The sequence below is a fragment of the Paenibacillus endoradicis genome (assembly GCF_024721975.1).
Genome location: NZ_JANQBB010000003.1, coordinates 620,407 through 633,613 on the forward strand (window position 1 = coordinate 620,407; position 13,207 = coordinate 633,613).

The 13,207-nt window shown below is 37.7% G+C and carries 10 protein-coding genes; 9 read left to right on the forward strand and 1 reads right to left on the reverse strand.

The window, feature by feature from the left end:
• The first annotated feature begins 15 nt into the window (after positions 1-15).
• The 9 genes from NV377_RS13000 to NV377_RS13040 all read left to right on the forward strand — a co-directional run bounded on the left by NV377_RS13000 (position 16) and on the right by NV377_RS13040 (position 12,305).
• A complete protein-coding gene (locus NV377_RS13000; RefSeq protein ID WP_258199354.1) occupies positions 16-1,479 on the forward strand; it encodes a hypothetical protein in 1,464 nt (487 codons plus the stop codon).
• Positions 1,472-2,098 (forward strand): YIP1 family protein, encoded by a 627-nt coding sequence (locus tag NV377_RS13005; protein ID WP_258199355.1) that lies wholly within the window; start codon positions 1,472-1,474, stop codon positions 2,096-2,098. The genes NV377_RS13000 and NV377_RS13005 overlap by 8 nt, the downstream gene beginning before the upstream one ends.
• A 15-nt stretch (positions 2,099-2,113) precedes the next feature.
• Positions 2,114-4,663 (forward strand): DUF5696 domain-containing protein, encoded by a 2,550-nt coding sequence (locus NV377_RS13010; RefSeq protein WP_258199356.1) that lies wholly within the window; start codon positions 2,114-2,116, stop codon positions 4,661-4,663.
• Between the two features lie 11 nt (positions 4,664-4,674).
• Positions 4,675-5,562: a carbohydrate ABC transporter permease gene (locus NV377_RS13015; protein ID WP_258200333.1), complete on the forward strand. Its 888-nt coding sequence runs from the start codon at positions 4,675-4,677 to the stop codon at positions 5,560-5,562.
• 7 nt (positions 5,563-5,569) lie between these two features.
• The gene (locus NV377_RS13020; RefSeq protein ID WP_258199357.1) at positions 5,570-6,532 is read left to right on the forward strand and encodes a carbohydrate ABC transporter permease; all 963 of its coding nucleotides are present in this window, start codon (positions 5,570-5,572) and stop codon (positions 6,530-6,532) included.
• A 92-nt stretch (positions 6,533-6,624) separates the two neighbouring features.
• Entirely contained in the window at positions 6,625-7,914 is a 1,290-nt protein-coding gene (locus NV377_RS13025; protein WP_258199358.1) for an endo-1,4-beta-xylanase, read from the forward strand.
• Between the two features lie 193 nt (positions 7,915-8,107).
• Positions 8,108-9,643, forward strand: a complete 1,536-nt coding sequence (locus tag NV377_RS13030; protein ID WP_258199359.1) for a glycoside hydrolase family 43 protein — start codon at positions 8,108-8,110, stop codon at positions 9,641-9,643.
• Between the two features lie 79 nt (positions 9,644-9,722).
• Entirely contained in the window at positions 9,723-10,739 is a 1,017-nt protein-coding gene (locus NV377_RS13035) for an endo-1,4-beta-xylanase (protein WP_258199360.1), read from the forward strand.
• Positions 10,740-10,769: 30 nt separating this feature from the next.
• Positions 10,770-12,305: a glycoside hydrolase family 43 protein gene (locus NV377_RS13040; protein ID WP_258199361.1), complete on the forward strand. Its 1,536-nt coding sequence runs from the start codon at positions 10,770-10,772 to the stop codon at positions 12,303-12,305.
• 42 nt (positions 12,306-12,347) lie between these two features.
• Here NV377_RS13040 and NV377_RS13045 read toward each other — a convergent pair whose 3' ends face one another.
• On the reverse strand, positions 12,348-13,118 hold the full coding sequence (locus tag NV377_RS13045) for a helix-turn-helix domain-containing protein (protein ID WP_258199362.1): 771 nt from the start codon (positions 13,116-13,118) through the stop codon (positions 12,348-12,350).
• Positions 13,119-13,207: the final 89 nt, after the last annotated feature.

Below are 13,207 nucleotides of genomic sequence, written 5' to 3' on the forward strand. Positions count from 1 at the left end.
AGGGGGCTTTGCACGATGTTGACTAGAAACCCCAAAATAAGAAAGGGTCTCTTCATGGCACTTTGTTGTCTAATTGGCATAAGTGTGTGGGGAAGTCCAGTCCAGGCTAATAGCAACGCAGATTCCTACAACTATTCTTATTGGGGAAGAACGGTTGCTTCGCCTGCCGCCTATACGGCGACCGGTTCGGTTAATGGGTTGGATATTGGAATAGGGATATTAAAGGAACCTAGCGATATTCAAGTCACATCTGATAACTATATTTATATATTGGATTCTGGAAATAACAGGGTAGTTATTTTAGATCAAAACTACGAATTGATTAATGTCATTGATTCATTTAACAATGAAGGATCAATCGAAACATTACTTAACCCTCAGGGACTGTTTGTAACGCAAGATAAAAAACTGTTAATTGCTGATACTGGCAATAAACGTATAGTAGAGCTTGATAAGGATAATAACCTTATAAAAATTATTGAAGCACCACAATCCGAATTACTTAATTCAACGTTTGATTTCCAACCAGTTCGGGTTGTAGCCGATAAGGCACAGCGAATATATGTTATGTCAATAGGAGTATTCGATGGCTTGATGGAATTTAACGCTGCAGGGGAATTCAATACATTTACGGGAGCAAATCGTGTAAACGTAGATCCTATTGAGTATTTCTGGAAAACGATTTCCACACAAGAGCAACAAAGTAAAATGATAATGTTTACTCCTACAGAATTTACAAATTTGGACATAAACGAAGAAGATTTTCTTTATGTTACAAATGGTGATCAATGGGGTGACAACATTAAGATGTTAAACGCTCAAGGTAGCGATATATTGCGTAGAAATGGATATTTCAAACCTATGGGCGACATTCGCTACTTTGCAGATGAAGGTCCATCTCGATTAGTAGATATCGATGTGGCTGATAGCGAGATGTATTCGGTGCTTGATGCAAAAAGAGGAAGGGTATTTACATATAATGGGGATGGACATCTGTTATATATATTCGGTGGTCTAGGAAATAAATTAGGAGAATTTAAGACACCAACAGCAATTACTAGAATGGGAGATGATTTCCTAGTTCTAGATAAGGCACTTGGTGAGATTACGGTGTTCCAGACAACGGAATACGGTCGAATGCTTAATGAGGCAGTTAGGAGTTATTATCGCGGAGATGAAGGAGAGGCATTCAATTATTTTCAACAAACTATAAATATGAACTCCAATTTAGAGTTCGCCTATGGTGGAATCGGTAAGGCACTTCTTCGTCAAGGAGATTACAAAGAGGCAATGTTTTACTTTAAAAAGAGTATGGATCAGAAAAATTATTCCAAGGCGTACTTACTCTATCGCAAAGAAGTGCTTCGGGAATACTTCTCGATTATTATGACAGGCATATTGATAATGGCAGTTGTAATTTCAGTTGCAACAAGATACAGGAAGTTAGTACGGAGAAAGAGGGGGATTTCCATTGAATAGAGATCTTGTGAAATATCCTTTTTATCTCATTTTTCATCCCTTTGATGGTTATTGGGAATTGAAATACGACCGCAATCAGAAGCAGAGCTTGATCTTTGCCATTGCTATTCTATTCATGCTCGCATTAACAAACATCTTGTCCAGCCAATACAGTGGTTTTGTCGTTCATATTGTAGATCCTAAATCAATGAATAGCTTTATGGAAATTATATATGTCATAGTGCCAGTCTTGTTCTTTTGTATAGCAAACTGGTCACTTACAACATTGTTGGACGGAGAAGGGAAATTTGTAGAAATTTTCACTTCAACATGTTTTGCACTTATTCCATTGGTACTTATTAATTTTCCTTGGATTTGGCTAAGCAACGTCATCTCGATGGAAGAATCGGTATTTTATTATTTTTCGAACAGTCTAGCATTAATCTGGTTTGTTTTTATGTTGTTCATTGGAAATATGACGGTACATCAATTTTCACCGTCCAAATCAATACTTACCATTCTTCTCACTATTGTCGCTATGGCATTTATGGCGTTTCTTAGTTTATTATTTTTTAGTTTAATCCAACAGATCATCTCTTTCATTTCCGTTATTTATCAAGAACTGGCATTGAGAAACTGAGAAAGGAGGGCACAAATGATACAGACTAAAAAAGTTTTAATGATAGTACTTGTTATAAGCGCAATCATCATTGCAGGTTGTTCAGATTCAATGGATGAGCTTCAATTGGATAGCGCTGCGCTTACAGAGGAATTCATACAGGGAGAATCGTTAAAGGCCTCCTTTACGGATTCGAGAGTTGCGGGAATGAAGGGGATTGCCGAGAATGATAATTTACAATTGTTGGTGACGGAACAGACAGGGGAAATTGCTGTCATCGATAAAAATAATGGTGAGATTTGGTATAGTAACCCGCCTGAAAGTGACTCAGATGCAGTTGCTTTGGGAATTAATAAGCAGTTATTATCTTCACAAATGAAACTCGATTACTACAATATGTCTGGACAGATCAATTCAATCAACTCCAAAACTGATAGTGCAGACTATAATCAGATTAGGTTTGAACCAATCTCCAATGGTGTCAGAGTGACTTATCGATTCGGTAAGTATGAAAAAACATTGAATGATTTGCCAATGCTCATTAGCAAAAGCCGTTTCGAACAACTAGCAACTAAATTAGATGAAACGGGGCAGAGAGCTTTACAAACTGCCTATACCGAAGATGTTGAAAAATCGGTATACGTGAGAGGCAACGATCAAATACTTCAAGGGATTCGACTTAAGCGTGCGCTTCAAGCTTTTGAGGATGCGGGTTACACGGAAGAAGATCTATTGTTGGATATTGAGGAACATCAGTTGGACCAGCCTATTTCTGAACCAAGAGTCTTTCAGGCTGCTATTGAATATACGTTGGATGCTAATAGTCTTGTTGCAAAAATCCCTAGCTCAAGCATTCAATACCCAGAGGACTATCCTATTAGCCAGCTCTCCATAATGAATTATTTTGGAGCAGGAGGAGTAGAAGAAGAAGGCTCTTTATTTGTCCCTGATGGTTCTGGAGCACTCATTAACTTCAACAATGGGAAAACTCAGTATTCGGCATACCAGCAGCAAGTTTACGGAACAGATATGACGCTAGAATCTTATGTATCAGCCGTAAGTGAAGAGTCAGTTAGGCTACCTGTGTTCGGTATTATTCGTGAAGGCAGTGCATTTTTAGGTATTATTGAAGATGGTGCCGCGGCTGCGTCTATTCACGCCGATGTCAGTGGGAAATTAAATAGCTACAACTATGTATACCCCATCTTCACTGTGCTTAATAATGGTGAAGTCACCTTGAATGCGAATGGGAAACAGCGTTCACTACCAAAATTCCAAGAAAATAAGATGAAGTCTGATTTTACAATTCGCTATGCTTTTTTAGACGGAGAAGAAGCGTCCTACAAGGGAATGGCTCAATATTTCCAGAAATATTTGTTGGCTAAGAACGGTCTTCCTCAGCTAGTAACGGATACAAAGTCAGAGGATTCTCCTTTCTACTTGCAAGTGGTGGGGAGCATAAATAAAGAAAAGAAATTTGCAGGAATACCTTATGAATCACTAGAACCGCTTACGACATTTGAGCAAACAAAAGACATTATTACTGAGATGAAACAGCGTGATATTAACCACATCAAGCTTCAGTATTCTGGTTGGTTCAATAACGGATTGAATCACGGTATTCCAAAAAGTATCTCAATCGATAAAGAAGTAGGCGGTAAAAAAGGTTTCCGTGATTTCACGGCGTTCGCACAAGAACAAGAGATATCTTTTTATCCTGACGTTGCCCTGCTGACAGCATACACAGATGATCACTTTAATACATCTAAGGATGCCGCAAGAACGATTAAAGGGGTTCCTGCTAGAATATTTGCTTATGATATGGGTCTAGATGGTCGAGATAGATCTCGCATACCTTCTCATGTTATTTCTCCACGACTTGTCAATAGTTATGTGGATGGCATGTTAAACGATCTGTTGGATCTTCCGATCCAAAGCATATCGTTACGGGACTTAGCTGATCAATTGAACAGTGATTATCGAAAAAATAAGCAAATTGATCGTACAGAATCTGAGGAATTTTCTATCAATGCTTTGAACCAGATAGGTGAAGCGAGTTTAAGTGTCATTGCTAATGGAGGGAATTCTTATGCTCTTCCATTTTTGACGGATATAACGAATGCTCCAATGACCAGTAGCAAATTCAAAATTGCAGATGAAGAAATTCCTTTTTATCAAATGGTAGTTCGAGGATCTATTAATTATACGGGAGCACCATATAACCTTTCTACGTTTACGAGTATGGAGCAATATATATTGAAATGTTTGGAATATGGATCAGGGGTCTACTTTGAGTGGATTTATGAACCGAATCATACGGTGAAGGATACCGATTATAACAATCTGTATGCAGTGAATTACGAGTTATGGATAGATCAAGCATCAGAAATTTATAACAACGTGAACGAGGTTCTACGGAAGGTTCAGAATGAGCGCATCATCGGACATGAAAAGCTGACTGAGGGCGTCTATAAAACCGTTTACGAGAGCATGTACGTAATTGTGAATTATAATCATTCACAAGTAACAATTGACGGCAGAACAATTGATGCCGAGAGCTATATTACAGGTGGTGAACAATCTTGAAGAAGCTCGGCATGAAGCAAAGGTCTTATCTACAACAAAAGGCGTTATGGGGTATAATATTTGCTTTTCCATGGCTCATAGGATTCATTTTTTTCTTTCTTGTTCCATTAGTGGATTCGTTGCGGTATAGCTTTAGTTCCGTTGTAGCCAGTTCGGAAGGGTTAAACATCAATTTTATAGGTTTAGAAAATTATATTAATGCACTGACAGTTAATACGAACTTTAATCGTTCATTAGTGGAATCTATTGTGAATATGGTCGTTAACGTTCCTTTAATCGTCATATTCAGTCTTTTTATAGCGGTGTTGTTGAATCAGAAGTTTGTAGGAAGAGCTTTTGCGAGATCAATCTTTTTCTTGCCTGTTATCTTAGCGTCTGGGATTATTCTTACTCTTGAGAGTTCAAGTTTGATTCAAGCTGTTAATGATGAGAATATCGGATCTGGTTTTACTAGTGCGATGGGTGTTTTTGAACTGGAGAACATGATGTTAAGGGCAGGGGTAAGTGAAATTATCGTTCAATATTTAACAGGGGCAGTGGACCGCATTTATCAGATAGTTAGCCAATCCGGGGTACAAATATTAATTTTCCTTGCAGCGATCCAGACGATTCCTCCTCAGCTTTATGAGGCATCTACAATGGAGGGGGCTACTGGATATGAATCCTTTTGGAAAATCACTTTTCCTATGGTGAGTCCGCTAATTTTTGTAAATATGATTTATACAATTATTGACTCTTTCTCCGTAAATGCGATGACCGATTTAATCCGGCAAACGGGCTTTACTTCGTTCAACTTTGGTCTCAGTTCTGCGATGGCATGGATATATTTCCTAGCGATTGCATTGATTCTACTGACCAGTTCATACTTAGTATCCAAAAGGGTATTTTATTATGATTAGAAGGAGGATGAATGAGTTGAAGATTGTAGGTAAATTATTGTCACTAGAACAATGGAAACATTGGATTTGGTCATTCGTGAGACTGACGCTTATTGTAGGTCTATCGTTCGTTATCCTGTTCCCGATCATTCAGAAAATTTCTACAGCGTTTAAAGATAAATCCGATCTCTATTCACCCGTTGTCGTGTGGATTCCAGAGACATATACGCTTGACAATTTTAAACTGGCGATGTCTATTATGAATTATGGTAAGACATTGTTAAACACTTTTACTCTATCAGGGTTAACGACCATTCTAGCTGCGGCGTCCTGTGCACTAGCAGGTTATGCTTTTGCCCGACTTAAATTTAGGGGAAGCAATTTACTTTTTGGAGGCGTCATACTTACGATTCTTGTGCCACCTTCGACGATATTGATTCCCCTTTATCTTAATATGAATGACTTTACGCTATTGGGGCTCATTCCTTTGATTACCGGGGGGAAATCTATTAATCTATTAAATACTTATTGGCCTTTTATTTTAACTTCTATTACGGCAAACTCTCTTAAAGCAGGACTATATATTTTCATCTTTAGGCAATTTTTTAGGGGAATACCGAAAGAGGTTGAAGAAGCCGCATATATGGATGGTGCAGGTGTACCTTCAACATTCACTCGCATTATGCTACCTAATGCAATACCTTCCATTGTTACGGTTGCGCTCTTTTCATTCGTATGGCAATGGAATGATAGTTTTTTTACGACGACCTATTTAACAAGCGGAAAGGTCATGTCTACGCAGCTGTCATCATTACCGTATAATGTTTCAGCTACTCTCCAAGGTGGAGTTGGGGCGACTGTAGATCCGTTCTATTTGAGCATGATTCAGGACACAGGGATATTGCTAGCTATTTTACCATTAATAATTATTTACTTATTTGTTCAGCGTTATTTTGTAGAAAGTATTGAACGTACAGGAATTGTTGGATAAATAGTAAATAGGTAGAACGCCATGCGTGGAACGTAGTAATATGACTAGTTCGCGTATGGTGTTTCTAATTTCATGCAAAGGTGGATGAAGTAGTGAATCCCAAATTCAATAAAAAAATATTAGCTATTGCTGGCATTGTTATCATTCTAACGTTGACATTGATTATTATTAACTCCACGCGGAATGATCAAGCAGATAATAATAAAATTGCTAGAAACAACGGTCAACAAGAAGCTGTAAACATTGAAGATGAACCCACTAATGCAGTCATCGAGCCAACGAATGAGCCCGAGCCTAGCATTACTTCAGAAGTCATAGTGAAAGAAATAGTAGAGCTATCTGTAGAAGAAGATATTCCATCATTGTACGAAGTATATTCGGCGTATTTTCCTATTGGGGCAGCGTTGGAACCTTTCCAAACAACTGGACTAAAGGCAGATTTACTTAAAAAGCATGTCAATTGGATTGTTGCTGAAAATGCGATGAAGCCTGTTTCACTTCAACCTACAGAAGGTAACTTTAATTGGACGCAAGCAGATCAACTTATTGAGTTTGCAAAAGCGAATAATATGGAAGTTCGTTTCCACACGTTAGTATGGCATACTCAAGTAGGAGACTGGTTCTTTAAAGATTTGGAAGGCAAGTCGATGGTTGACGAGACAGACACAGATAAGAGAGAGGCAAACAAACAGCTCTTACTCGAACGTCTAGCTACGCATGTTCGAACGATCGTTAGTCGTTACAAAGATGATATAAAATCATGGGATGTTGTCAATGAAGTTATTGAACCAGCTGATCCGGATGGAATGCGCGCTAGTGAATGGTATAAAATAACCGGGACTGATTATATTGAAACCGCTTTTCGCGTTGCACGCGAAGCGGGAGGTCCTGATATTAAGCTATACATTAACGACTATGGTACAGATGATGTCGTTAAGCGAGACCGTTTATACGAACTAGTCAAAGAAATGATTGAGAAAGATGTACCAATTGATGGCGTTGGTCATCAAACTCATATTAATATCGAATGGCCTCCGGTTGGCTCAATTATTGCGTCTATGGAGAAATTTGCAGGATTAGGTCTTGATAATCTAGTGACTGAGCTAGATATGAGCTTATATGTATGGAATGATCGCAGTGATTTTGGTGAAGAAATTCCCTATCAGATCGTTGAAAAGCAGGCTGACCGCTACGCTGAATTGTTTGAAGCGTTTAAAGAACATAAGGATATTATTGGTGGTGTTGTATTTTGGGGAATTGCAGATGATCATACCTGGCTAAGTACATTCCCTATTACTCGTACAGAAGCACCGTTTCTATTCGACAAGCAGCTACATGCAAAACCAGCTTTTTGGGCGTTAGTTGATCCTGCTACAAGATAAAAACTATACTCAATGATTCAAAAAAGCAGCATGTCAGAAGTTGACTGCTGCTTTTTCAACTTGATGAGATTTTGTAATATGTTACGTTTCGTACCTATAACTAGGCAGGTATATGTACCTCTTTTCAACAGGTTGTTGTTCATATGATCAAACGATATAGTTCATTATTATAGGTAAAGGAGTGTTTTGAAATATGAATTATAATAACCCCGTAATCAGTGGATTTCATCCTGATCCTAGCATTTGTAGAAGTGGCGATGATTATTTTCTAGTTACAAGTTCTTTTGAATATTTTCCAGGAGTTCCCCTTTTACATAGTAAAGATCTAGTGCATTGGGAGCAAATTGGACATTGTCTAACACGTCCAGAGCAACTAGATTTACATCAAGCAAGAAGTTCAGGTGGAATTTATGCTCCTACGATACGTTATCACAATGGAATGTATTATATGGTAACTACGAATGTTTCAGCTGGTGGAAATTTTTATGTGTATACGGATAATCCACGAGGAGAATGGTCAAAACCTATTTATGTAGATCAACCAGGGATTGATCCGGACTTATTTTTCGATGAGGATGGTACCGTATATTTTTCTACGGCGTGGGGGAATTCAGAGACGGGTACAGGAATTTATCAAAGTCGTATCAATATAGAAGATGGAAATAGATTAACAAATTATACTTTTGTTTGGCAAGGGACAGGGGGACAATACCCTCAGGCTCCTCATATGTATCGGATTGGAAATTGGTATTATCTTCTTATTTCCGAAGGCGGCACCGAATATGGCCACATGGTTACAATTTCAAGAAGTACAAAAGCAACGGGCCCTTTTGAAGCGTGTCCTAACAATCCTATTTTGACGCATCGTAGTCAATCAAAAACTATTCATGCTACTGGACATGCAGATATAGTGCAAACAAGTGAGGGAAGTTGGTGGGCAGTTTTTCTAGCGATTCGTCCAGTTGGTTACCCGAATCGCCATCATCTCGGCAGAGAAACATTTCTAGCACCTGTAACATGGAGCGAAGATGACTGGCCAATTATAGGTGATAATGGTACGGTCAGTGAAAATGTGTCAGCACAAGGATTAACTCTTCAACCAAAAATAGAACTTACAATTCGAGATGATTTTAATACTGAAAAACTAGCTTCTCATTGGAATTTATTGCGATTACCGAATCTAGATAAGTATTCATTAAAGAGTAAGGTAAGCTGTTTGACACTTTATGGGTCTACAGAAACATTGGATGATTGTGGTGCGCCTGCATTTGTTGGTAGAAGGCAACAACACTTTGCATGTGAAGCATCCGCACAGCTTACATTTAATCCACAGCAAGACGGGGAAGAAGCAGGAATTACTGTATATATGAATGAAAGGTTTCATTATGAACTTGCAGTGAAACGGATTTCAGGTGAGCGCAAGCTTATTTTCCGTAGAAGGCTCGGTAGCTTATGGAAGATAGAGAATGAGATACCCTTGTCAGCTGAATCCATTGTATTAACAGTCAGAGCAGATAAGTGGCATTATTACTTTGAAGCTACTATCGATTCTCGAGATACAATTATGTTAGGACAAGGAGAATGTGCAATGCTTGCTACAGAAGTGGCAGGTGGATTTACTGGAGTACTAATAGCTATGTACGCAACTGGTAATGGAGTAAAATCTACATCTCCTGCTCATTTTGATTGGTTTGATTACGTAGGAATTGAATCTTTTATAGGAAAATAAAATTACCGAATCGACATAGGTTGACGGTTTTATTTTCTCGCGAAATAAACAAATAAATATACATAGGAGGAAATTTATTATGAAAACAGTACAAAATGAAGGAATACCAAAGCTATATGAGGAATTCGTGGAGTATTTTTTAGTTGGGGCAGCAGTTAATAAATTTACGCTTAATCATCAAGAGCAACTGTTGAAACAACATTTCAATAGCATCACAGCTGAAAATGAAATGAAGTTTGAAAGTTTGCAGCCTATGGAAGGGCAGTTTCAATTTGAAGTTGCAGACCAAATGCTAGATTTTGCTAAAAAAAATGATATGGGCGTAAGAGGTCATACGCTCGTATGGCATAATCAAACCCCCGATTGGATGTTCGAAAAACCTTCAAGTGGCATTGTTGATCGTGCAACATTATTAGAACGAATGAAAGCTCATATTGACACTGTAGTTACTCGCTATAAAGGCAATTTTTATGCATGGGACGTAGTTAATGAAGCAGTATCTGATAGCGGTAATGATATATTGCGTTCATCGAAATGGCTTGACATTGTAGGAGAAGAGTTCATAGCAAAAGCGTTCGAATATGCTCATGCTGCTGATCCTACTGCTCTATTATTCTATAATGATTATAATGAATCTGATGCTATAAAACGAGAAAAAATATATCGTTTAGTGAAATCCTTAAAGGAAAAAGATGTACCTATTCATGGAATTGGTATGCAATCACACTGGAATCTTGATCAACCTTCTCTTGACGATATTCGCCAGACGATTGAACGCTATGCTAGCTTAGGCGTAACACTTCATATAACTGAAATGGATTTATCGATGTTTCAATTCGATGATCGACGAACCGATTGTACAGTTCCAACTGAAGTGATGTTAGAAAAACAAGCGCAGCGATATGGACAAGTGTTTAAACTATTTAAGGAATACAGTGAACATATTTCGTCAGTAACATTTTGGGGTGCAGCTGATGATTATACTTGGCTAGATCATTTCCCAGTACATAATCGTAAAAATTGGCCATTTCTATTTGATACAGAGCACAAGCCAAAGCAATCATTTTGGAATGTTATTAATAGTTCTAAATCTTAATCATCAATTTCATAAGGGAGAGATAGTACAATGGATAATACTTTAATTACTAATCCAATCATCTGGGCTGACATACCAGATCCTGATATTATTCGAGTAGGTCATCATTATTATATGGTTAGTACAAGTATGCATGTTATGCCCGGTTGTCCTATTATGAAGTCGCAAGATTTGTTGAATTGGGAGATCCTTAATTACGTCTATGATAGCTTCGAGAATAATGACGCTCATAATATGGTAGATGGTAAAAATATCTATGGTCAAGGCTCTTGGGCAGCTAGTTTACGCCAACACAATGGACTGTTTTATGTATGTTTTTCTAGCAATGACATGAATCAGTTTTATACGTACACGACGGATGATATTGACAATGGAAATTGGCAACGCTCAGTAATCAATGGCTTATTCCATGACCCAAGCTTACTATTTGAGGAGGATAGAGTATTTGTTATATACGGAAACGGCGGTATTTATATTGCCGAATTAACAGCAGATGCAACTGCGGTGAAAGAAGGCGGGATTGTTCAGTTACTATTAGAAACTGAAAGTGAGGGTATTGGTTTACGATGTGAAGGATGTCATGCATATCGAATAGATGGAATGTACTATCTATTCTTTATTGAATGGCCGACAGTAGGCAATAAGCGTCGTAGCCAAGTATGTTATCGTTCCTCCGAGCTTCTTGGGCCTTATGAACGGAAGATCATTTTGGATGATGATATGGGCTATTATAATAAAGGGATTGCCCAAGGTGGTATAATTGAAACAGCAGATCATAAGTGGTATACGCTTTTATTTCAAGATCATGATGCAGTTGGAAGAATACCTGTATTGCAGCCTATGGAATGGCTTGATGGCTGGCCGATAGTCGGTGTAGAGGGTAAAGCTTCGGAAAAGTTTGCTACAAATTTCCCTAATACACCATGTAAACCAATTGTAATTAGTGATGAATTCGATTATGAAGAGAATCAATTAATATTGAATTGGCAATGGAATCATAACCCGAACAATCAGTTATGGTCAGTGACCGAGCGAGACAGTCATCTACGCTTAACGACTGGCAATATTGTAGATAGTGTGCTCAAAGCACGTAATACGCTGACACAGCGTACGGAAGGTCCAGCATGTGTAGCAACGACTGTGATGGATATTTCGTATATGAACCTTGGCGATCATGCTGGATTGATTGCCTTACAAAGTCTTTTTGGTACTGTTGGTGTTAAAGTAGACAGCAATGGTGATAGAGTTGTCGTGATGAGCGTGAACGATGGTCTTGGTATGGAAACAGTGGTTGAATCGGTGCCATATGCCCCTAGTATTATCTATTTAAAAATTGAATTTAATTATGAAAATAGTATTGATATTGCAAAATTTTATTACGCTTCAAAAGATGGTCAATGGATAGAAATTGGACGTCCGTTGGAGATGAAATATACATTAGATCATTTTATGGGCTATCGAATAGGTATATTTAATTACGCAAGTCTAGAGACTAATGGTTACGTTGATGTTGATTATTTCCACTATATGAAGTTAATTCATGGAACATATCAACTTATGAGATAGCAACAAAAAACACCAGATATCTGGTGTTTTTTGTTGCGGTAATTAATTTGCTTGAGAATAATCATATTTCTTTCGATATTCATTGGAGCTTAAGCCAGTATATTGTTTGAACTTTTTATAAAACCAGTCAATCTCGGTATAGCCTACCTCATTAGCAATTTCATATATTTTCATATCTGTTTTTTTGAGTAATACTTTGGCTTTTTCCATTCTTTGTTGTAGTAAATACGCATTGAAAGACATGTTTTCATGCAATCTAAATTTTTGTCCTAAATAGGCACAGTTAAAATGTAGTATGCTCGATATCTTTTTCAATGTAATGTTTTGATGCATATCATTCTGTACATAATGTTTAACGGTTTCGATAATAGAGATAGACGGTTCGTTTTTCTTGACTGCTACTGTAGAAGTTGGGCCATCATTCGGTTCATATGAAGAATTAATAGTAAGCGCTTTCTTAACGGCCAACAAACTTGTTTTCAAAGTACCCTCTCGCATTGGTTCGGTTAAATAATCGTTGATCTGATACGTCAATGCTTTTCTAGCAAGTTGGAAATCATCTTTTCCACCTATAAGAATAATTGGGATACGACTTTTACTTCGTATTTTTTTGCATAGTAATATTCCAGTTGTGTTGTAACCTTTAATATTTATAACAATGAGTGAGAAACGATGATTCTCAATTAATTGAGTAACATTATGATATTGATTGGTTTGATTGGTAACCTTAAAATTAATGTCTAATCGCTTAATTAGCTTTGTTGTTTGATGGAGTGTAAAATCGTTAGGATCAACAAGCAGTACATTATACATGGAACTTTCCCCCTTAGCAGTATAAGCTATGTTGAAGAATAATTGTATACGCTTTAATTATGGGGAATCACTGGGTTGTTAACAATGTG